The sequence below is a fragment of the Lysinibacillus sp. NPDC048646 genome, assembly GCF_050272295.1.
Taxonomy (GTDB): Bacteria; Bacillota; Bacilli; order Bacillales_A; family Planococcaceae; genus Lysinibacillus.
In genome coordinates this window covers 17,430-38,847 of record NZ_JBNNLZ010000025.1, presented here as the reverse complement: position 1 = coordinate 38,847, position 21,418 = coordinate 17,430, and the positions used below count along the sequence as shown (strand labels likewise).

Sequence of the window (21,418 nt, the reverse complement as noted above, 5' to 3'; positions counted from 1 at the left end):
GCATTATAAAGGGCTAACAGAATAGCAATATGAAAAGCCCAATTCCTCAGTATTACAATTGAGAAATTAGGCTATTTTTTAGTATTCCGTTGCGTTTACTAACATCAAATATGAAATTCGATATGGTCTTCTGCAAAATCCCATTCATACGGTGTTTCTTGGTATACACAGTAGTTTAGCCAGTTTGAGAATAACAAATGCGTGTGCGCTCGCCATGTATTCATCGGTTCATTTGATGGGTTATCATTTGGAAAATAATTAACAGGTACTGCAATATCTAATCCTTTAGCTACGTCACGACTATATTCGTCTGCTAGAGTTGTGGCATCATATTCAAGATGTCCTGTAATCATAATATTTTTATTATCTTTTGATTGGACTATAAAGACGCCCGCTTCTTCTGAATACGATAGTAAGCGTAAATCTGGATGATTGCGCACTTCTTCAATTGATACGGAAGTATAACGTGAATGTGGCGCTGTAAATAAATCGCTAAATCCACGTACTAAGTCCACCGTTAAATCAGTAATCACATGCGAATATACACCCGAGCATTTTTCGGGTAATTCAAATTTACCGATACCGTAATGGTGATAGAGTGCAGCCTGGGCACCCCAACAGATGTGCATCACAGATGTCACGTTTTTCTTAGACCAATCCATTATTTCTGATATTTCTTGCCAATAATTCACATCTTCAAATGCCATTTTTTCAACAGGTGCTCCTGTAATAATCATGCCATCAAAACGACGGTGACGCACTTCTTGAAAGTTTGAATAGAATAACTGTAAATGTGATTTACTGACATTCTTTGACTCGTGGGTTGCGGTATTCAAAAACGTAATATTAACTTGCAAAGGTGTATTACCTAGTAAACGAAGTAATTGTAGCTCTGTTTTTTCTTTTTCTGGCATCAAATTAAAAATTAAAATGTTTAACGGACGAATTTGTTGTGTTTTTGCTCGGTCCTCTTCCATAACGAAGATTTTTTCCTCACGTAAATGTTCTCCAGCTGGTAAGTTTTTCGGAATATTAATTGGCATGTTACATTCCCCATTTCGTTTATTTTTTTCTCTTTATGTAAAAATCAAAAAATCCCCCTCATTCCATAAGAGAAAGAATGAGAAGGATTTTATCACGTCCACTCTTATCTCTCAAAGGAAAAATCCTTTGCTGGAAGTAGCACCTTTCTAACTAAGTTAGAGGTTGCTGAAGCGTCATAGGGCCAAATCCCTCAGCTTCTCTTGATAAGATTATTTAATTAAAGAGAATTGTATCATGAACAATTAAGAATTTCAATAATACATAGAATATTTCGTTTATAGGCATCTCTATCTTGTGAAAAATGTTCATTATTACAATTATTAGTGTATTATTACACTAAACAAGGTACTAGGTACTTTCTCTGCTGTTTTGATGCTTTTTTTCTTTAGCATGGCTCACGCTGATAGCGATTATTTGCACAATATATGCTTAAGATATTGTCCATATGTTTTAAGAACCGCAGTTTCTATGCTCGCTTTCAATACGGTAAGCAAAATTGACTATAGTAGCATTTTGGCTATACTTGTCATTTGCTTTATAGCGCCAGCTGCTTAATGTTTTCCCAGATACGTTAAATTTTTTGTGATTCTGCTCATACTATCATTACTCTATTGAGCAACACTCATTTTAGCTTTTTGGCATATGTGATAATTGATAATAGCTACCACGTATGAATTATGTTAAGATATACCTTATGTAACAGAGAGGAACGTGAATATTTTGATTAAAATTGAACTACCAAAACCAGATTTAGTAATTCGTCAGCGCGAACAAGTGTTAAAACCAGGTGATGTGGAAATCACGCCTTACCACGGATTTATCGACTTCCATAAAATTACACGTGAAAATGGCGGCATTTTCTTTTTCTACAATGAGAAAAACGAACTTTTATACGTAGGGAAAGCACGTAAAATTCGTCAACGTATAAAAAAACACTTTGAAGACAATGTGTCTCCTATGAAAAAATACCGCGATGAAATTTTTAAAATTGAAGTGTACGAAATTGAAGATCCAATGGAACGTGAAATTTACGAAACATATGCCATTAACACTTTCCGTGCAAAATACAACCTTGATAAAGTGTTTTTTGAATAAAAAAATTAGAGGCTGGGACAAAAGAGAAAAAGTGTTAGATTGACTGCTGTCGATCTAACACTTTTTTGCTGTAAGCGTTGATGTCTGCTACGGCGGACGCTTTCCGGGGGCGTGGCCTGAGCCTGTAGTCTCAGGCGTCACGCTAATCCCCCCAGGAGTCGCCGCCTTCTCTACCATCAACTAGTGCTCTCTTCTAAATTTTCCTTCATTTTAGATAGCAAAAATTTAATAACTCCTTTGCTCCTCTTTCTTAAAATTTAAAGTTTTGTCCCAGCCTCCCTTTCTACTATTACAGAGGTCACAGGCTTTCTTTGTACGGGAGGATTATTTTGTTAATAAGCCTTATTAAATAATGAATTGCTTTCATGTAATACTATTGATTATTACTAATGTCTGTATGTTCAATGATTTTCTTCTTCATTTTTTTTACTTCCGCTTGACTATGTAAATAAAATAACAGCCAAACCAGTACAAAAAGTAATACACTAAATAGCAGCAATAGTATTGTTATTTTTATCGAAAATGTTGGAATCCATTTTAAAGAAAAGGCAACAACTATAAAAGTAGCTATAGCTATAAAAAAATGACAAGCACTTTGTTGTAAGAATGTTAAACGTTCTGTTCTATAGATGTATGAAGGAAGTATACAAGCAATACCCACAATAATTGATCCGAATACTTGTTGTGGGAAATTAGACATTACAGCTTGTAAAAACAAATCCCCGTTAATCCAATATCCAATAAGATTAACAGTAACAAAAACTGTACATCCCATACTTATACCGAACCCTAAACTCTTGAAAATGTTCATGTAACTATACCCCCAAACGCTCTTTAAATGTTTTTTTATAATTACGAGAAATCACTTCTTTTATGTCTAAAATAAGCTCAATTTCCATTGTTCCATTAAAGGAAGCTTCAATATTTCTGATTTTTCTAGGATTTATGATTGCAGATTTAGAAATCCGTATAAAATCATTACCTAGCTGCTGTTCTAACTCGTATAAAGGTTTATTCATAATAACACGATTACCATCGTCGCTATATAGTACTAATTCTTTTCCTTCCGTTCTAATTACAATTACAGAATTAGGTTCGATAATATGTACTTTATTGTTTGCAGTCCCTGTTAAAATTTGTTCTTCTTCTTGTTGTAAGAGTGAGATTGCTGCCTGTATCGTTGGCGTTAATTTGGATACGCAGATTGTTATGTAGGGTTCGTCGATTTGTGTATCAATTTTTATTTCTATCTTCATCTCTATCACCTCTCCCTAAAAATATAGCATAAATTACATTTCGAATAATGCAGGTTGTAGGTGATAAAAAGCATTTCACCTATTTATATAGACATGTTACTCGTAAAGTATTGTTGCTAAACTTTTTTGTCGCTATATTGGGCTTAAGCAAAAGCTATTTAAAAATATAACACAAGGAGGCAGCTAATATGAATGAGATAACAACGCTAAAAGAGCGAATAAAGACGGGATGGATATTAGTTGGCATATCAAGTATGCTTTCAACTAGTGTTATTTTTTGGTATGTAAATAATCCTAGGAAGTTTATTGAAAATGGATTGGGATATTCATCGGAAATGTTACTTAATTTACCTATGTGGTTTTTCACTGTATTAATCGTTATAGGGTACATTTCCTATACAATGATTGCGATACCTTTAGTAAAAAGTAATTTGTTAACATTTTCTTGGCTTAAATTAATTGGTATATGGGCTGCTGTTGTAACTGGAATAGTAGAAGAAGTTGTATTTAGACATTTGCTCATGGAATATGTATTATCTATTGGATTTTCAGATCTTTCACAAGTGTTAATTTCAGGAATTACGTTTGGGATTGCTCATGGTGCATGGGTGTTATTGCGAGGAGAGATAAAAATCGCGCTTCCAGCAATTCTTTCAACTACAATCTTAGGGTGTCTTCTCGCTATGCTCTATATTTATACTGGAAGGAGCACCTTTGCACCAATAATAGCTCATATTTTAATCAATATGGTAATAGAACCATGGTTAATGTTAGCGGCTGTTTCAGGAAAATGGAAAGTAAATAAAATTTTAAATTAATATTTGGGGGCTAAGATGAATTATACGCCTCTCGAAATTAAACAACTTTATTATCCTTAATTTTCATTTTATGAACATAATAAAGCTATTTTTAAACAACTTTAAAATCGCATATATAAATTGGTTAGGCGATTCTTGTCTTACTAAGTGCAAAATTAAATGACTTTATTATTCCTACATATATCAGGTAGTGGCAACGTTCAATGGTGAACAGGTTGCTCATTAATTCTTTCTAAATAGAAAACGCCGTAGATATAACATTTACGGCGTTTCTTACTAAATAAATAGTTTTTCATTTTTGAATTTATGCGCTGTACATAGACTAGCGACAACAAAGACAATGAATGAGGCGATAATTGGAATCGTCACGGTATGCATACCAAACACGGAAGGATAAAAACGGTCAATGACAATATACAAAGTCATACCAGTAATCATCGAAGCAATTGCCCCATATTTGTTTGCCTTTTTCCAATACAGCCCAAGCACTACTGACCAAATAAAGACAGCTTCTAATCCCCCAAAAGCAAATAAATTTAACCATACGAGTAAATCTGGAGGATTTAAGGCAAATACCACTACAGCTAAACCAATTACCGTTGTAACAATAAAGCTAGCACGTTTAATTTCCGCATCACTTGCAGTTGGCTTCACATAGTTTAAATAAATATCCTTTACAACAGTTGAGCTGACTAGCATCAGTAAAGCATTGACCGTAGACATTGTTGCCGCCATTGGGGCTGCCAACACAATGCCTGCTAGAAACGGCGGTAATACCTTTAACGTGAGCAGTGGCATTACCTTATCTCCAATTTCGATACCCGGTATGACTGGTCGTGCTAAGACACCAATTAAATGCATACCAAACATGATCGTCCCTATGGCAATAGTGCCAATAATAATTGCTAAATGCATGCTTTTTGAATCTTTATAGCTCATGGCGCGTACCGCAATTTGCGGTAGCCCAACGACTCCGACACCAATTAAAATCCAAAATGTAGAAACGTATAATGGCGTTAACTCACCTTCTGCTCCAAAGGGTGACACAAGATTAGGATTTTCAGCGACTAGTGATGCCATAATATTCTCAATGCCGCCACCCGCAATGATTGTCCCAATTAGTAAAATGACAGTTCCTATGACCATAATTGAACCTTGTACCGTATCGGTTAACGCTACCGCACGGAAACCACCTATAATCACATAAACTAAAACAGAAACCGCAAAAATAAAGAGTGCTGCTGTATAGTTTAGTCCAGTTAATGATTCGATTAAACGCGCACCACCAACCCACTGTGCCATCATCGCAGAAAATAAAAAGACGATAATACTAATGGCAGATAAAAAGACGATGACATGGCTTTTATAGCGTTCACGTAAAAAATCAATTAACGTAATCGCTTGATAACGTCTTGCAATAATGGCAAATTTCTTCCCTAATATCATGAGCACAAAATACCCCGCCGGTAATTGCGCCATCGCCAGTAGTACCCAGCCAAGTCCTTTATTGTATGCCACGCCTGGGCCTCCAATGAAGCTACTTGCACTACCGTACGTAGCAATCATGGTCATTGCGAGGATGAAGCCCCCCATTTCACGACCGCCTAGGAAATACTCCTGCAAGAATGAATTAGATGCACGTAGATGCTTATTCGACCATATCCCTATACCAAAAATGATCACTAAAAATAGGATAAGTGGAAAAATGACTTGCCATTGCATTACTTATCCACCTCCTCATCATTAAATGGTACCTCTTTGAAAAAGAGCTTCATGACAAGCCAGATTAGCACAATCATAAAGACGGTCCCAGCCATACAGCTGTAGAAAAACCAAGCCGGGAATCCCAAAATATACGTATAACTAGCTGGATCTCCAGTACCAAGCCCGTAAGCAAAGCCGTACCAAATAGCAAAATTGACAATGACGAGTGCAATGCCAATGAGCGCCTCTCGATGCGCATTTTTAAATCGTTGATCTTTCAAAATTATATCCCCCTAACCTACCCTATTTTACTGATATACACGTATTATGGGAAGCTTTGCGTAGAAATAGGAGGAAAAATAAATAGTAAGAAACCGTTGATTTCCGTTTCAGGTGCTCCCTTTTCACAGTCACGGCTCCAACTAATTTTTGCTGCCAGTCGCCGCAAAAATGGATTTTCCGCACGTGCTGTTCCTGCAGGTGTATCGCGCCTTCCATTCCAATCAATTTATATTGCTTACTGATATCCTATTCTGCTGCTAACCTGCTAAAAATACTTGAGGTGATGATAAACAAAATTCAGGGGGAATTTGAATTCAACTACCTTCAAAAACGACAAAATCCCCCGAGAGTTTCACCTCTCGGGGGATTTTGTTGACAGTCTGACATTTACACAATTCTTACTATGCTTTAGCAATATAGCCACGTAAATTATCATTTCGTCAATTAACAATTTTAAGCAACTTGAGCTAACTTGCCGCATCTACAAGTAATTTTATCTCTTTTATTTGTTCTATGTGACGCTGTTCATGCAAATATATTTGTTCAATCCATTGGTCAAGAGGTAGTTCACCTAAAGCAGGATGCTTCACTGATTTTTCCGCTAATATGGATGGGTCTTCTATAGCGCTAAGAAAAGTCTTCAATTTATTTCTTGAATCATTTAACATGTCGATCATTTGCTGAACTTCAAATGGTCCTAAGTCTGGCACAACGATTTTTGGCGCATTAAGCTTCTTCGTTCTATCCAATATGAATAGGTCTATTTTTTTACGTTCTTTTTGAATGTTCTCAACATCATTTAATCCCCACTCAATAGCCTTGATAGTTGCTTGTTCTACTAAAACTAAATGATGGCACACTTGTGCAATACTCCATATATCCATTTCAGGCTTACGATTAAAGTGTTCATCACTTAATAAAGTAATCTCCTTTACGAGGATATTTCTTGTTTCATCTAGCTTGTTATTTACTAATGTATTCATGAGATTCCTCCCTTCGCCACTATGTGCGTACTTAAACTGCTATTCTATATATATTCTCTACGATGAAGAGTTTCTCCTTGTTTTCCTTTACTATTGTACTATCTTTTCATTGATAAATTTAGTAAACGCGCTGAATACTATGAAACAAGTATCTTAGAAATGGGAGTATATTATCATCCTCTTCTGAAGCGCTATACCAAGAAAATCGACATGTCTCGGTGTGAAGAAATTGTGTGAGAATAGTTGTTTTCCCATATCCAGCGCCACTATGGATAAATGTGCATGTTAGGTCAAAACTCTTTTTTAGCTTTTTCATTAGCAAAGCTCGACTAATACAATGATTTGATGGCTTTGGTGGAATACATTTCGACTGAATAATAATATCTGTTGTCATTAAATGATAACCTCCCCATTATACTGGCGATTAGTAGGTTTCTGAACGGAGTTCCTAGTTACCTCTCATTTCCAAACATCATATAGTTAAATTATTGACAGTTTACCATATATTATATGTGATACTACAGAATTCTACCCTATGGGAATATATAAGGAGATATCTCAAAATTTTTGAGATATCTCCTGCTATGTGCGTTAAGCCCCCTAATTCAATGACCACAATTGCTTTTATTGCGATACTTTTTGGATATTAATCTTCTTCATTAGTATATTTAATTCACCCGCCATCGTTTGTAGCTCATCCATGACCTGATTTAAAGATTCCGCAGATGTATATTGGACTTGTGCAGCTTTTGCAATTACTGACACACTCTCTAAGGATGCATGATTCGATTCTAATATGCTTCTAAAGATACTATTTGTCTTACTTGCATGACTCCCGACTACTTGTGTGGCATCTGAAATAAGTTCGATTTCGTCCTCTACTTCCTTCATGGAATTTAAAATGACATGAAACAAATCTGCATTGTTCATTATTGTGTTATTTCCTTTATGAATTTCGTTCAAACCGGTTTCCATTTTTTCTGCAATTTCATGTACCTGAAGATCGATATTTTGTAACACACTTTGGATATCTAAAGTGGAAGTCTGAGAATTTGTAGCAAGCTTGCGAATTTCCCCAGCTACAACTGCAAAACCTTTACCATGCTCACCTGCACGAGCTGCTTCAATTGATGCATTTAAAGCAAGAAGTTTTGTTTGCTCGGATATATCTTCAATTTCACGTAAGGATTGATTGATTTGTTGGGATTGATTGGCTAATTTTACAACTAGATCATTAATCGATTCGATTGATATTGTTATTACTTTCATCTGAGTAGAAACTTCCTGAACAGATTTTCTACCTGCAGATGCTTGCTGTAAACTAAACTTTGCTCTAGTTGCAACTTGGTTGGCACTTTCTTGAATATGAGTAAATTTAACTAGAAGCTCCTCGTTTTTAGTAACTCCTTGTTGGAGTTGGGAGGCACTCCGTATTAAATCATCTTCATTGCTTCGAATAGCTCCCGTAATATTATGACTTGCAGTAGACATTAACTTTGAGTCGTTTGCAAGCGCCTTTGAATGTTCGTTTACAACTAAGCCCACATGCTGTAATTCCATTAATAAACTTTGCAATTCAACAGCAGATGCCTCTTGTTGCATACGTAAGTATATCTCGTTCTTTTGTGTTTTTAGTATAATAATAATAGTCGCAATACTTGTTAAAATTAAAAAGATTGCATGGATCATTAATAATGAAAATGAATAATCTGCAGTCCCGCAAATTAGTTCTGGAATAGTAAAATAACCTACTAAATGTTGGGCGGCAAAAAGAATTGTACTCACTAAAATTAAACGAATATTCTGAAATGTACCGATAAAAGCTATTACCATAAATATTGAGAAATGATATTCGACTAAACCATTGCCCGATGCAATAATAGCAATACTTCCAAATGTTAAAGTTAACATTAATAAAAATGGTAAGTGCTCACTTTTATTATTTTTGATAAACAATATCCATGATGCAATACATAAGACAATTGGTATAAGCAGAAGCAATAATATGGTCATCGTATACGAAGACGATGAATTTATGTAACCGTTTAGTGAAAGTGTATGTGTCTCTAAAAAGTTAAATCTATGATGTAACATGTATACAATGATAGCAAGAACAACCACACCGCTTGTAATTTTTAAAATAGAACTATTTTTCTCCAACAATACTTTTTCATTTGTCATTTTCAATACACCCTTTACATTTTAATAATAGTATATAAGTTATATAATTAACTTTTTTATATAACTTACATACTATTATCGGCATTATCATAAGATTATTTATACCTATAAATAAAATCCTCTGAACTGATTCATTGTGTATAAAGAAGTCTAAATACCCATTCCGAAACAATGACAAGGAAAGTATCCAATGCAAAATAGTTTAACTACAAAAAATCCCCGATTATCATTAATTGATAATCGGGGATTTTGACCATAAATTATAGAAGATCTTTACGTAATTCTGCAGCTGATTTTGGTGATAACAGTCCAAATGGAATATCGAATACTGTTTTCGCCCCTTTGTCGCCACTTTGGCTTAAACGATGTGCTGCACGTGCATAGGCTACAAGTACACTTGATGTGAAGTTTGGATTACTTTCAAGTTTTAACGAGAATTCAAGAATTTGTTTATCGTTAGCGCCACTATCACCACTGCGAATAACGAAACCACCGTGTGGCATACCAGTGTGGTTTGCTTTGAATTCCTCTTCCGTAATGAAGTTTACTGTTGTGTTATACTCGTCGAAGTAGTTTGGCATTGTCACAATTTCTTGCTCAACTTTTGCCGCATCCGCACCTTCTTCTAAAACAACCCAACATTCACGCGCATGTTTTTCACGTGTTGTTAACTCAGGGTTTTCGCCATTACGTACACGTTCTACAGCATCTTTAATGGGCAACGTATATTGTACAGCATTTTTTACGCCTTCAATACGACGTACCGCATCTGAGTGTCCTTGGCTTAAGCCATCGCCCCAGAATGTATATGTTGTGCCTACAGGTAATACTGCTTCTCCTAGTACACGATTCAATGAGAATAAACCTGGATCCCAGCCCACTGAAATTACTGATATTTTATCAGATTTTTGTGCTACAGCATCAACCGCTTCAAAAAACTCAGGAATTTTCGCATGAGTATCAAAACTGTCAATTGTATTAAACCATTGTGCAAAGTGTGGTCCTTGCTCTGGTAAATCTGTTGCAGAGCCACCACATAAAATCATTACATCAATGTCATTTTGGAATTTTTCAGCATCATCTACTAAATATACGCTTGCGTTACTCGCAACGCTTACTGTTGAAGGATCACGACGAGTGAATACAGCTACTAATTCCATATCTGGATTTTGTGAAATTGCGTATTCCACACCGCGTCCTAAATTTCCATAACCTACAATACCTACTCGAATTGCACTCATTAAAATTCCTCCTCACGTTAACGTGACATTGTGAAAATTTTCACGTTAAATCTAATTACAATAATACTTCGTGTTAGAAAAATTCACAATAGTTTGAGTACGTGTTTTTCTTCATAAACTATATAAGTTTTGTATGATTTCAATACGACAATGGCATGAATACGGTTACATTGAGCGTCACATAAACAAAGTGTGTAGAACTAACCATTAAGTTTTCGTAAAAGCCTTGTAAATCAAGACTTTTTCATCACTAGGTCTTGTACAATAGCAGTAATGATAAAGGGGGCATGTTGAATGAAAAGTAATGGCCACTCACCAAGCACAGCATTGGCACAAGGGGAACTATTTACATTCTGTAATGCACAGAAATCTGCTGAAGCTCAGAGCGTAAACAGTAATTTAATTCCAGATAAGGTAAAGTGCCAAAGTTATACACCCAACAAACACCTATGTATTGGAATTTTACCTTTTGACGTAATGCAAGAAACCCTAGGCATCTCCATCAAAAAACACAAGGTCAATGAGGTCGACTACTACCATAGTGGCAAGGAAATTGCACGCTGGTTTATTAAAAAAAGTGAATATAACAAGCCTCGTCCTGACTTCTTTGTTTGAAGTCTGTGCTTAATCTGGCGTTCGTCTTAGTTCTTTCTTCCCTCATTATTAATAAAGCAAACTTGTTTTATTATATAGGTGACGTCATCAATAGGTATTATGAACAGAAAAGTGATGGAGCAGCAAAAAAAACCCTTGGCTTAAAGTATGCAAAGGCTTCTATCACAAATATAATTTTCAAATGATACAAGATCATTTTACTGTTAAAGGTACCGTTTCCGTTTGATTATCCCATTTTAGAATTACTTCAATCTCCGAATCTTCCACTGCATAAGTACATCCCTTCGCCAACGTAACTACCCCATATTCATTTAATGGCGAATCCCCGGACGCCCTTTCATAGGAATACTCTAATCTTTTCGGCATAGGTTCCTTTCCGATATATTTAATAGCGCCAGTGGTTGGTTGACAACTTTTAGCTTTCTCAACTTCATAGCGTATGCTCCAATTGTCACTTTCTCCAGTAAATAAAAAAGTTTGTCCTGCACAAGACGATAAAAATGAAAGACTGAGGAAGATTATCAAAATGCCAATCTTATTAAAACTCATTGAAATACGCCCTTTCAAAATTTTTAATTGTAAAAATTTCAAAAACTCTCTATTCACAATCGAACTCATCTACAAAATTTCATACCATTCTAACTAAAATATTAAATATTGTCAATTTTCATATTTTTCTAATCATGTGTATAATTCAATTGAATATAGTAGCTATTAAGCCTATTTATAAAACTATCAAAAAGGAGCTGAAATAATCGACAACGATGTTTATGACGATACTATAGACAGGCTACTACTGGAATATCTAACAGGATAATGGGCGCAGCAGCCTTCATCTTTATTGAATCTCCTGCGCCAATTGGTTAAGACGCTGCTCATCGATAATGTGGTAGCCATTCTTTCGCTTTTCCAGTATGTTACCTTCACAAAATTGGGCGAGGACATATAGTAAGTGTCGATAGGAAACCCCTAAATATTCACAGATTTCCGTATGCTTTTCTTTATAGATGCCTTGATCGGATGATAACTGTATAAAAGCAGCAAGCCGGTTTTCCAGTGGATATGCCTGATTTTGTGTGTATTTAGAAGTCATAGTAGTAGCCTTTTCCCCTAAAAAAACACATATTCTACGTAAAAAAAGTGCATCTGCGAGTAGCTTTTCTTTGCATGCCTGTGTGGCAATTGACAGACAAATTGTTGTTGTCACCGTTTGAATCCCCTTGGTATATCTAGCCTCATTAAGCAATTCAATTTCCCCCATAAAACGTGGTGCTTCCAAATATTCAATGAGCGAAACCTTGCCATTCTTATGTGTCATATAGAGCTTCGTTTTCCCCTCTATCATGTAATACATCGTATCTGGGTATGATCCTTCTTTAAAAATCCATTCTCCTTTGTCAAATTGGCAGACTTCTAAAAAAGGATAGATGTTGAAGGAGAAAAAATCATTAATCGGATATTTTTCTATATAATATTGGCGTACTTCACCTGTCAGTATTTGCATTTTTTTATTCTCCCCTATTTAAAATATGAGATATCTCACATTATTGTAACGACTATCGTGCTATCATTCAACATAGTTAATGGAGGTACATAATTTTATGAACAATCAACGATGGCTTTCTCAAAATTTCTTTACTTTTTTCATTACCTGGGGTATTTTCTTACCTTATTGGACTGGCTGGCTAGTGGATGCCAAACATCTAACGGTCTCTCAGGCAAGCGTTGTAATGGGCTGTGGTCTTTTAGCAAGGGCCACTTCCAATCTTTTTTTCTTCCCAACGCTTGCAAAATATGTACACAATAAACGACTTATTACGATTTTGGCAGTTGGTGCTTTGATGACAACATTACTTTACATACCGAGTACAAGTTTCATCATGCTCCTTATTGTGACAATTTTATTTAGTGTATTTTATCCTGCTCTTTTACCTGCCGTTGAAAGTAGTGCAGCAACGCTTGTGCAGCATGGCAATGTACACTATGGTAAAAGCCGCTCTTATGGTTCATTCGGTTTCGTTATAGCAGTGCTAATTATCAGTATGCTAACAGGCGTTTTTGGTAAAAACGTAATCTTTTGGAGCATGATTATCGGTCTTATTGGTATGCTGTTGATGCAGCAATTAGCGACACCGAAAGAATTACTTGTTGTACCTACAAAAGAGCAACGAGCTAAATCCCTGTCCATGAAAACATTATGGCAGATTAAAGGTTTTCCAATTGTTTTGTTTATCGTCATTTTACTACAAGGTGCACATGCCTCGTATTACAGCTATGGCTATATCTATTTAGAGGATTTACAGGTTGATCCATTCTATATGGGGATGATTATTAACATCGCCGTGATTTGTGAAATCTTATATTTCATGAAGGCAGATACACTATTTACGAAATGGCGTTCTTCCTCCTTGTTACTATTAGCGGCAAGTGGGTCTTCCTTACGCTGGTTACTTATTTATTTATTCCCAAATGTCTGGGTGTTTATTGGCTCCCAAACATTACATGCGCTATCATTCGCGCTTGCACACTTTGCTTTTATCCGCTATTTAACGAAAAACTTGCCGAAAGAACAAATTCCGAATGCACAGGGACTCTATTCTGCATTAGCGATGGGATTAAGTACCGCAATCCTGACGTTTTTAGGTGGCTATTTATATGAAATTTCGCCAGGACTATCATTTGCAGCTATGCTTATTTGTACAGTTCCAGCAATCGGTATCTTGCTGGTTACTAGAAATAACTATAAATTTTAAAGAAATATGCAGGTGGGAAAAGACAATTTGTCTTCTTCCACCTGCTTTTCTATGCTCACCTAGGATAATAAGAAAATCCAGGATATTTGACAACTGGCCACTTTTCCTTTCTCAAAACATTTAGGAGTTCAGCTCCAACGCATAAATTGCTTTGTACGAGCTCTGATGGGGTTAAAGCCATCCATTGATTTAACGAGACATCTTGAAAACGATCACTTTTAAATATTTCGAGGAACCATAATGTTTCAGTTCCGGTGTTCTCAATATAATGACCGTTTGCGAATGGCACATAGCCTACATCCCCTGCACGATAATCAAATGTTCTAGCAGTACCGTTAGCTGCAAACACTGTCATACGTCCTTTTCCTTTTAGATAATATTGCCATTCATCATTATTGGGATGCCAATGCATTTCTCGCATTGCACCGGGCTCAACCTCAACAAGAGCGGCAGCTATATTTTTTGAAATAGGAAAGTTTGAAGAATCAACAATTCTTACACTTCCACCGGTTGTTTTAAGAGGTGGTTGTGCAAGCAGTCGGTGTTTGAAGCTTTGAGGAACTTTGCCATACGGTGATTGAATTGTCTGCGTTTCGATAGGTCCAGGTACCTTGTCTTGATAAATATATACCTGTTCAGTTGGGATATGATTAAAGGCGTTAATCGGAACGCCAAAATTTGATGACAGTACACCTTTAGGCGTATGGGCAAACCAATCAGATATAGAAAGCGTGTTAAGATCTGAAAAATTCCCATCGTCAAACACTAGTAGAAATTCACAGCCATCTTCGAGACCCTGAATGGAATGCGGAATTCCTGGTGGAAAATACCATAAGTCACCGGGTCCGATATCGGCAATAAAATTATGGCCATTTTGATCTACCGCGGTTATTCGCGCATGCCCAAGTAGCATATAAGACCACTCTGCTTGTTGATGCCAATGAAGTTCACGTACTCCACCAGGCGTCAAGCTCATATTGACGCCTGCCAATGTTGTGGCGATAGGAAGCTCCCGAGCGGTAATTTCTCGAGACCAACCGCCCTTATTTAATGTCATATGGGCATCAGAATAAGAAAATCTTAGATTTGGAATAAGTCCAGCATCTGTTTTAGGAGGGACTAACATATCAGGATTTTGCATATCCCTCATAATATCTCTCGGTCCTTTATCGACGCCACCAGCACCATCAGCTCGAATGGGCTGTGGTGGATAATAATAGCCTTGTGGCATTTCCTCCAATTAATCACCTCTTTTATCTTATCGGTAGCTAACACAGTCGTTGGGCATTTAACAACACTCATTTAAAAATGTATGGAATCTAGCGGTGAATTATTCTATTTCTTTAATGGCTATGCCATTCATTCTGGCATACTAGCGGGCAAGTAGCCGCTGTTGCTATGTAATAAACCTCTCACGACTTAAGTCACAAGTGTTCTCGGTGAATCCATAAATAAGCCTCAACTCATCCATATGGATCAATCGAGGCTTATTTGAACTAATATATCTATTCAGAAGAATACTTCTATACACAAATTGTTTAATGACTATTTTTTAAGGAGTTCTGCTTCTCCTACCCCCTCTACAATGAATATAAGTTTTTTAGAATTATTATACGAGGTGATTGGGAAGTTTGTTGAAATAATTGTTTTATTATTCTTTATTTCCATACTAAAGCCACTATTTGACTGATATTCATTGCCATCTTCATCAACGATTTTCATATGATGAGCAAACGTATTTTCATTTTGATATATGTCATTAACTGAAAATATTACATTTGTTGATGTTGGATTTGCTTTAGCCGAAGACACATGAATGATCGACGATGTATCATTCATGACATACTCGATTATTGAATTGGTTTGGTCTTTAAATGTGTTGTCTACTGGTAAGTGCCATGTCCCATCAATTTTTTTAAGCTCTCCAATACTGTAAAAAAGATTTATACTTTCGATTTCTATCATTGCATCTTTTAAAGCAGGAATAATGCCTTTGTGGGAATCCATTAAGACATCAAATTGAACTTGTCCCGTCCTCGAGTCCAAAATTGACGTATGATAGTCAAGACCTGACATATAGCTGTTATCGCCTTTCAAAGGTTTTGTGTCTGGAAGAAATTCTTCTATATACTCCCCATCTCCATTTTTCAAGCGATAATCCATTGAAATTTCACTAATATTATTCAGAACTGCAGGGTCTTCAAATACTAATTGAAAACTCATTCCTATTTTATTTGTGTCGGAAAAATGTCGTTCTAGTGTTATTTTAATATTTTGATCGGTAGCTATACTATTATCTTCTTGCGTGAACCCTTCAGTTACAGCACGGTTTACTCCTTTATCACCAAAGTTAAAGAACGCATGAATACCAGCCATAACCTGTTCATTTGTAAGGACTACACAAGTAACGATTAGTGCGCAAGCTACAGTAGCTATCCTTTTCCAAATGAGATTGCCTTTTTTCTTCTGTGATTTAGCTCGAATAATAGCATAGGATTGATCTAGAGATTCCCTCACCTTCACAGGCATTTCTTTTTCTTCATTCATAATGTGTTTTAACTCTTTTTCAAATTCATTTTTCATATACGATCACTCCTTCCTTTTTATAATAGTTGTTTCTCAATATCGACTTAGCCCTAGAAAGTCTGGATTTAATAGTTCCTTCTGGCTCCTTTAAACACTCACTAATTTCTTTCACATTTAATCCCACAATATAATATAAAATAAGTACTAATCTATAGACTTCGTTTAAACTATTAAGGGCATCTTCTAGTTCTATTTTCTGGAATTCATTATCCCTCTGTTGAAGAATTAACTTCTCATCTATCACAGAAACATTCTTATGCTTGTTGAGCAAGCTATTACATTTGTTTATCAAAATTTTACAAATCCAAGTATTGAAGTATTCCTCATTTTTTAGCGTATGTAATTTTTCATAAGCTGAAATAATAGCGTCCTGCATAGCATCAGCTACATCTTCATCATTGTTTAACAACCTACTTGCCATTCTGTACAATACATCTTCATATTGCTTTACAAGTGAAACAAATGCATCTCCATCTCCCTTTTTTGCTTTTTTGACTAAGGCTTTTAGTGATTCCATTTTTGCACCCCCCTACGATTTTTTTGTTTTTCAATATATTAGATAAGGCAGAGTATCGATTGGTTGCATTGAATAAAATGATTTTATAATTTCACAGAAAAAGCTGTTTGACATATTGATCACACCAATGTGTCAAACAGCTTATAATAAATCACGAGATATGTTTGTCTTCAATTATTGTTGGCCGCTTTATCTATAAAATGAGTATGTTGCGGTTAAGGTTATGCCTCAAATCGTTTTTCTTTATTACGTTTTACAACCGCTTCAAGCACGTGCTCATGTAATATTTGTAAGCCAGCCTTTAACTCTTCATTTGTTGCATAAGCATACGATAGGCGAATGTGTTGGGTATCTTGTGGATCGTAGATATAACCCGGATTTATTAGTACTAGTCGATGCAATAGCTTGGTAAATAACTCTTTATCAACGATTGGCGCATAAAATTTTAGCCAAATATAGAAGCCTCCTTTTGGCTTCTCCCATTCAGCAATATCACAGAATTGCTCTCTTAAAATAGTCTCTACATAATCTGCTCTTTGTTGTAATCGTTGGCGTAAGCTTACGATGTATTTTTCGTATTTTCCAGATTGTAGCCAATGTAATACAATTTCTTGGGAGATTGCACTTGAGCCATAATCCGTTTGCATTTTTATATCCGCTAACCGTTCAATGACGGTTGTTGGTCCTATTAACCAGCCAATGCGTAGTCCAGGACTAAGTGTTTTCGAGACACTCCCAATGTACAGAACTTGCCCACTGTCATCCATTGCTTTAATAGGGGCTGTTACTTCATCAAAGAGCAATTCGTGATATACGTCATCCTCAATAATCGGAATACGCGCCTGTTTGCATGTTTCATAAAGCTGCTTTTTTTCTCGCGTCGTCCAAACGCCGCCAGTTGGATTATTTAACGTAGGAACTGCATAAAATACAGCCTGTCTTTTTCTCTTCTTTTGGGCCAATGTTTGAGCTAGCTGTTCATCACGATCGATAGCCATCATTTGCATACCTACAGATTGAAAAGGATGGACTGAATTTAAGTATGACGTTTTATCTTGAAAAACAATTGAACCTTGCTCAAGCAGGCCAACCGCAATGAGTTGTAATGCTTGAAGTGCACCTGAAACGATACAAACATTTTGTGGCTGTGCATGAATTCCTCTTTTTTTCACGTAGTCACAAATCGCTTCTCGGAGCCAGAGATTGCCTTGCGGAGATGAATAACCTAAAGTTTTAGGCTGTAAGGAAAGCTCCTTCAATGACGCTTCAATTTCGGCACTTGGCAATAAACTTGGTGCTAACTCTCCTGTACCTAATCGAATGATATCATCGCGCTGTTCGTATTCGTTGATGACTTGAATGGTATGATAATTCGGCTTATGAAGACTTGTATCAATATAAGTTTGCCAATTTGGTTGGGTTAGTTTAATCAGTGTATGCCATGAATTATGCGCTACGTAAATACCTGAACCCACCTTCGCTTCCAGTATCCCAGCTGCCTTTAACTCCTCTAGTGCTTGCTGAACTGTACTTCGATTTACGCCAAATTGCATGGCAAGCTGCCGCTGTGTTGGCAGCTTTGTGCCAGCAACCCAATCGCCTCGCTCAATATGTTCTGTAATCCATGTCGCAATTTGTTGTTGTAATGTTTGTTCTCCCTGTCTTGTTGGTTGCCAGCTCATGTAGTCACCTCTTAAATTGGTTGGGTAAAAAACCATCCAATTGGTCGTTTTCTTTTAGTTATAGCACAACTAAAATGAAGAATGAAAGGAGAGATACTTTTTGGAAGCATTTATTCACGGTATTATTTTAGCATTTGGACTTATTTTGCCTTTAGGTGTGCAAAACGTTTTCGTTTTTTCACAAGGTGCCACACAACGACGTTTAGTTCGTGCCTTACCTGCAAGCATCACCGCAGCACTTTGCGATACATTACTGATATTGCTTGCGGTTTTTGGCTTATCTATTATTGTGTTGCAATTTGAATGGCTACGCATTGCCCTAATGACTATTGGCATCCTCTTCTTGTTGTATATGGGCTATGCCATTTGGCAATCCAACCCGACTAAAACTGTAAATAGCGAGGCTCTTCCAGTCAAAAAACAAATTTTGTTTGCACTCTCTGTATCCCTATTAAATCCTCATGCTATTTTGGACACGATTGGCGTTATTGGGACAAGTGCCTTAAAGTACAGTGGTACTGAGCAAATTATCTTCACTTCGGCGTGTATCCTTATTTCTTGGCTATGGTTTTTTGGTCTCACATTTGCAGGAGCTTCGCTCAAAAAAATCGACAGCTCGGGGAAGCTCATGAATGTCTTCAACAAATGCTCAGCGGTCTTTATCTGGGCTACGGCCATCTATTTACTGAGTGGCTTACTGTAAAATTATAGGGTTTAACAGTAAGGTTTTGTTCTATCTAAAGGTTGATTTCCATGCTTATACTCGCTTTGTTTCGGAGACCCGAGTCTATCCTGTAGTAGACCCGAGCGTTACTTGGGCAGACCCGAGCGTTCGTGGGCCCAACCTGAGCGTTACTCCAGCAGACCCGAGCGTTAGCCGACCTTACCTGAGCGTTACTCCAGCAGACCTGAGCGTTCGTGGGCCCAACCTGAGCGTTAGTCGACCTTACCTGAGCGTTTCTGCAGCAGACCAGAGCGTTTGTGGCCCCAACTCGAGCGTTCGCCCCCTGCCCCCCTGTTCACTCACTATTTCTTACTTTTTTCTAAATCTTGTCTCGCCACTCATTACAGTATGAAATAAATTGTCACTTTTTCGTTAAATAGTTCAGTATGAATAAATGTATCGATTGTGCTGTTTTGCTCGAATCGTAAGTCATCTAGTAACAAGCTGTTCTGATCATGTATATATGCCAATTACTCAATCATTTCAATTTCATCCAAATTTGCAGCGAAATCATAGCCTTGTGAAATTGTGTCATCTTTCATAGTATATGTGATATTCACCTGCTTGCCGATAGCAATTTTATCTTCTACACCATGTAGTGGAAACCATACACCATTTTGTTTTTTTTCAATAATTTCTGTATAGGGTAAGTGACTTATCTCTTCTTCTAATGCTCCTGAAACAACTAAGAAACGGTCTCCCTCCACTGCTACGATTTGGCCGAATTTATACTGCTTGCTGAAAGAGTCCGCATTAGTAGGATTAGATGACAATTGATATTTTTCTTCTAGATATGCAATTTTTTCCTTATACTGAGAAGTGAAGTAGTCCATTGCTTGTGTCTTCACATCAAGATAAGCATGAAGCTGAAAAGAGTCCTCATATTTCTTATAATAATCTTGTAATAATTTGTTTCGAGCCCCAACCTTGATGTTAATAGGTGTAAGATATTTTTCATAAAACTCATCTTCTGTTATTTCTAATTTGGCAAGCGTTTTGTGAAAATTGGTATCTTTCTCCAGATCCTTTTTACTAACCCATTCGTCTATTGTAGCTTTATCTAGTGTGATGCCTTTACTTAAAGCATATGCATAATAAGCATTGATTTCTAACAGGGTTTGAAAAACTGAATTACGCGACTCTTTACTTTTAACGTTATGAGCTTTTAGCATCGTAGTTAGTTCATCTTCATTTAGAATATCAACTTCTTGTGATGTTACAAGATTTGTTTCATTGAATTGTGTATAGAAAAACAAGCCAATACATGCAGTAAAGATGATTGTCAGTACACTATATTGCCAACGCCAAGATTTTTTTTTGTTTTGGCGTAGTTCTATATGCTGTACCACATTGGTCATAACACGCTTTTTGCTTTCTCTTAAATCCTTTAAAATCTCCACCCCATATTTACTCATGTAAAAGCACCTCCCACTCAATATGTTCTAGCTTTGGCTTTAGTAGTTCTCGTCCGCGACGTAATCGTGTCTTCACTGTACTCTCAGGAATACTTAAAAGCTGTGCTATTTCAACGACAGGCATTTCCTCAAAATAAAAATAAATCAGAACCTCACGTTGTTTTAATGGTAGTGCTAAGATGGCTTTTTCGATAATGCTTTGTTCATCCTGTTGTACAAGCATGTCTCTTCTTATGACAACTTGCTTGGCAAAAATCTTTTGTTGGACTTGTATTTTACGATAAGTCCAACTACGTAAGTAATCTTTACTTTTGTTAATCACGAGCTTTGATAAATAGGCCTTTAACTCACCACGTTCCTCGTAATTATGTTGTTTATCGTAAAATTTAATGAACACATCTTGGACAATATCTTCCGCACTTTGTAAATCCTTCACATAATAGTAGGCAAGGCGAATAAGTCGCTCCGTATGTAATTCCATTATTTCTTCAAGTTCTTTAACTTGTAGCAATGTCTCTCCCC

Annotated in this window: 21 protein-coding genes and 1 riboswitch; of the genes, 5 read left to right on the top strand and 16 right to left on the bottom strand. The window is 36.5% G+C overall.

The features are described from left to right. Positions 1–104: 104 nt before the first annotated feature. Entirely contained in the window at positions 105–1,043 is a 939-nt protein-coding gene (metA, locus tag ACQKII_RS20245; RefSeq protein WP_427462281.1) for a homoserine O-acetyltransferase MetA, read from the bottom strand. Positions 1,044–1,144: 101 nt separating this feature from the next. Then, positions 1,145–1,254: riboswitch (SAM riboswitch) on the bottom strand. A gap of 510 nt (positions 1,255–1,764) precedes the next feature. Here metA and ACQKII_RS20240 point away from each other — a divergent pair. Further along, complete coding sequence (locus tag ACQKII_RS20240; protein WP_427462280.1) at positions 1,765–2,139, top strand: nucleotide excision repair endonuclease; 375 nt, start codon at positions 1,765–1,767, stop codon at positions 2,137–2,139. Positions 2,140–2,512: 373 nt separating this feature from the next. On the opposite strand, the gene ACQKII_RS20235 is transcribed toward ACQKII_RS20240, so the two are convergent. Then, positions 2,513–2,950: a DUF3021 domain-containing protein gene (locus ACQKII_RS20235; protein ID WP_427462279.1), complete on the bottom strand. Its 438-nt coding sequence runs from the start codon at positions 2,948–2,950 to the stop codon at positions 2,513–2,515. A gap of 4 nt (positions 2,951–2,954) precedes the next feature. Beyond that, on the bottom strand, positions 2,955–3,395 hold the full coding sequence (locus tag ACQKII_RS20230; protein WP_427462278.1) for a LytTR family DNA-binding domain-containing protein: 441 nt from the start codon (positions 3,393–3,395) through the stop codon (positions 2,955–2,957). 188 nt (positions 3,396–3,583) lie between these two features. On the opposite strand from ACQKII_RS20230, the gene ACQKII_RS20225 reads away from it, so the two are divergent. Beyond that, a complete protein-coding gene (locus ACQKII_RS20225) occupies positions 3,584–4,213 on the top strand; it encodes a CPBP family intramembrane glutamic endopeptidase (protein WP_427462277.1) in 630 nt (209 codons plus the stop codon). 276 nt (positions 4,214–4,489) lie between these two features. Here ACQKII_RS20225 and panF read toward each other — a convergent pair whose 3' ends face one another. The 5 genes from panF to ACQKII_RS20200 form a co-directional block, all read right to left on the bottom strand. Further along, a complete protein-coding gene (gene panF, locus ACQKII_RS20220; protein WP_427462276.1) occupies positions 4,490–5,935 on the bottom strand; it encodes a sodium/pantothenate symporter in 1,446 nt (481 codons plus the stop codon). After that, on the bottom strand, positions 5,935–6,198 hold the full coding sequence (locus ACQKII_RS20215) for a YhdT family protein (protein WP_427462275.1): 264 nt from the start codon (positions 6,196–6,198) through the stop codon (positions 5,935–5,937). The genes panF and ACQKII_RS20215 overlap by 1 nt, the downstream gene beginning before the upstream one ends. Positions 6,199–6,666: 468 nt before the next feature. Next, a complete protein-coding gene (locus tag ACQKII_RS20210; protein WP_427462274.1) occupies positions 6,667–7,182 on the bottom strand; it encodes a DinB family protein in 516 nt (171 codons plus the stop codon). Between the two features lie 624 nt (positions 7,183–7,806). Next, complete coding sequence (locus ACQKII_RS20205; RefSeq protein WP_427462273.1) at positions 7,807–9,363, bottom strand: methyl-accepting chemotaxis protein; 1,557 nt, start codon at positions 9,361–9,363, stop codon at positions 7,807–7,809. 260 nt (positions 9,364–9,623) lie between these two features. Further along, complete coding sequence (locus tag ACQKII_RS20200; RefSeq protein WP_427462272.1) at positions 9,624–10,604, bottom strand: diaminopimelate dehydrogenase; 981 nt, start codon at positions 10,602–10,604, stop codon at positions 9,624–9,626. Positions 10,605–10,898: 294 nt separating this feature from the next. On the opposite strand from ACQKII_RS20200, the gene ACQKII_RS20195 reads away from it, so the two are divergent. After that, complete coding sequence (locus tag ACQKII_RS20195; protein WP_427462271.1) at positions 10,899–11,219, top strand: hypothetical protein; 321 nt, start codon at positions 10,899–10,901, stop codon at positions 11,217–11,219. A 192-nt stretch (positions 11,220–11,411) separates the two neighbouring features. On the opposite strand, the gene ACQKII_RS20190 is transcribed toward ACQKII_RS20195, so the two are convergent. Further along, complete coding sequence (locus tag ACQKII_RS20190; RefSeq protein WP_427462270.1) at positions 11,412–11,768, bottom strand: phosphoadenosine phosphosulfate sulfotransferase; 357 nt, start codon at positions 11,766–11,768, stop codon at positions 11,412–11,414. A 289-nt stretch (positions 11,769–12,057) separates the two neighbouring features. Beyond that, positions 12,058–12,723, bottom strand: a complete 666-nt coding sequence (yeiL, locus tag ACQKII_RS20185) for a transcriptional regulator YeiL (protein ID WP_427462269.1) — start codon at positions 12,721–12,723, stop codon at positions 12,058–12,060. A gap of 97 nt (positions 12,724–12,820) precedes the next feature. On the opposite strand from yeiL, the gene ACQKII_RS20180 reads away from it, so the two are divergent. Continuing rightward, complete coding sequence (locus ACQKII_RS20180) at positions 12,821–13,972, top strand: MFS transporter (RefSeq protein ID WP_427462268.1); 1,152 nt, start codon at positions 12,821–12,823, stop codon at positions 13,970–13,972. Between the two features lie 55 nt (positions 13,973–14,027). Here the strand turns inward: ACQKII_RS20180 and ACQKII_RS20175 are convergent, their stop codons facing one another. From ACQKII_RS20175 to ACQKII_RS20160, 4 genes are all read right to left on the bottom strand, one after another. Further along, positions 14,028–15,203 carry an oxalate decarboxylase family bicupin gene (locus ACQKII_RS20175; RefSeq protein WP_427462299.1) on the bottom strand — a complete coding sequence of 392 codons (1,176 nt, stop codon included), beginning with the start codon at positions 15,201–15,203 and terminating at the stop codon, positions 14,028–14,030. Positions 15,204–15,517: 314 nt separating this feature from the next. Next, on the bottom strand, positions 15,518–16,555 hold the full coding sequence (locus tag ACQKII_RS20170; protein ID WP_427462267.1) for a DUF4179 domain-containing protein: 1,038 nt from the start codon (positions 16,553–16,555) through the stop codon (positions 15,518–15,520). Next, complete coding sequence (locus tag ACQKII_RS20165) at positions 16,545–17,075, bottom strand: RNA polymerase sigma factor (protein WP_427462266.1); 531 nt, start codon at positions 17,073–17,075, stop codon at positions 16,545–16,547. The genes ACQKII_RS20170 and ACQKII_RS20165 overlap by 11 nt, the downstream gene beginning before the upstream one ends. Before the next feature lie 221 nt (positions 17,076–17,296). Continuing rightward, positions 17,297–18,757 carry a PLP-dependent aminotransferase family protein gene (locus tag ACQKII_RS20160; protein WP_427462265.1) on the bottom strand — a complete coding sequence of 487 codons (1,461 nt, stop codon included), beginning with the start codon at positions 18,755–18,757 and terminating at the stop codon, positions 17,297–17,299. 100 nt (positions 18,758–18,857) lie between these two features. Here ACQKII_RS20160 and ACQKII_RS20155 point away from each other — a divergent pair, with 100 nt between their 5' ends. Continuing rightward, positions 18,858–19,460: a LysE/ArgO family amino acid transporter gene (locus ACQKII_RS20155; protein ID WP_427462264.1), complete on the top strand. Its 603-nt coding sequence runs from the start codon at positions 18,858–18,860 to the stop codon at positions 19,458–19,460. Positions 19,461–19,951: 491 nt separating this feature from the next. On the opposite strand, the gene ACQKII_RS20150 is transcribed toward ACQKII_RS20155, so the two are convergent. Together ACQKII_RS20150 and ACQKII_RS20145 are read right to left on the bottom strand one after the other, a co-directional pair. Then, on the bottom strand, positions 19,952–20,896 hold the full coding sequence (locus ACQKII_RS20150) for a hypothetical protein (protein WP_427462263.1): 945 nt from the start codon (positions 20,894–20,896) through the stop codon (positions 19,952–19,954). Next, positions 20,889–21,407, bottom strand: a complete 519-nt coding sequence (locus ACQKII_RS20145; protein ID WP_427462262.1) for a sigma-70 family RNA polymerase sigma factor — start codon at positions 21,405–21,407, stop codon at positions 20,889–20,891. The genes ACQKII_RS20150 and ACQKII_RS20145 overlap by 8 nt, the downstream gene beginning before the upstream one ends. Positions 21,408–21,418 lie beyond the last annotated feature (11 nt).

Bases quoted from the DNA above. Each gene is read 5' to 3' on its own strand.
- metA (WP_427462281.1), bottom strand. From the start codon at position 1,043: ATGCCAATTAATATTCCGAAAAACTTACCAGCTGGAGAACATTTACGT.
- ACQKII_RS20235 (WP_427462279.1), bottom strand. From the start codon at position 2,950: ATGAACATTTTCAAGAGTTTAGGGTTCGGTATAAGTATGGGATGTACA.
- ACQKII_RS20230 (WP_427462278.1), bottom strand. From the start codon at position 3,395: ATGAAGATAGAAATAAAAATTGATACACAAATCGACGAACCCTACATA.
- ACQKII_RS20225 (WP_427462277.1), top strand. From the start codon at position 3,584: ATGAATGAGATAACAACGCTAAAAGAGCGAATAAAGACGGGATGGATA.
- panF (WP_427462276.1), bottom strand. From the start codon at position 5,935: ATGCAATGGCAAGTCATTTTTCCACTTATCCTATTTTTAGTGATCATT.
- ACQKII_RS20210 (WP_427462274.1), bottom strand. From the start codon at position 7,182: ATGAATACATTAGTAAATAACAAGCTAGATGAAACAAGAAATATCCTC.
- ACQKII_RS20205 (WP_427462273.1), bottom strand. From the start codon at position 9,363: ATGACAAATGAAAAAGTATTGTTGGAGAAAAATAGTTCTATTTTAAAA.
- ACQKII_RS20200 (WP_427462272.1), bottom strand. From the start codon at position 10,604: ATGAGTGCAATTCGAGTAGGTATTGTAGGTTATGGAAATTTAGGACGC.
- ACQKII_RS20195 (WP_427462271.1), top strand. From the start codon at position 10,899: ATGAAAAGTAATGGCCACTCACCAAGCACAGCATTGGCACAAGGGGAA.
- ACQKII_RS20190 (WP_427462270.1), bottom strand. From the start codon at position 11,768: ATGAGTTTTAATAAGATTGGCATTTTGATAATCTTCCTCAGTCTTTCA.
- yeiL (WP_427462269.1), bottom strand. From the start codon at position 12,723: ATGCAAATACTGACAGGTGAAGTACGCCAATATTATATAGAAAAATAT.
- ACQKII_RS20180 (WP_427462268.1), top strand. From the start codon at position 12,821: ATGAACAATCAACGATGGCTTTCTCAAAATTTCTTTACTTTTTTCATT.
- ACQKII_RS20175 (WP_427462299.1), bottom strand. From the start codon at position 15,203: ATGCCACAAGGCTATTATTATCCACCACAGCCCATTCGAGCTGATGGT.
- ACQKII_RS20170 (WP_427462267.1), bottom strand. From the start codon at position 16,555: ATGAAAAATGAATTTGAAAAAGAGTTAAAACACATTATGAATGAAGAA.
- ACQKII_RS20165 (WP_427462266.1), bottom strand. From the start codon at position 17,075: ATGGAATCACTAAAAGCCTTAGTCAAAAAAGCAAAAAAGGGAGATGGA.
- ACQKII_RS20160 (WP_427462265.1), bottom strand. From the start codon at position 18,757: ATGAGCTGGCAACCAACAAGACAGGGAGAACAAACATTACAACAACAA.
- ACQKII_RS20150 (WP_427462263.1), bottom strand. From the start codon at position 20,896: ATGAGTAAATATGGGGTGGAGATTTTAAAGGATTTAAGAGAAAGCAAA.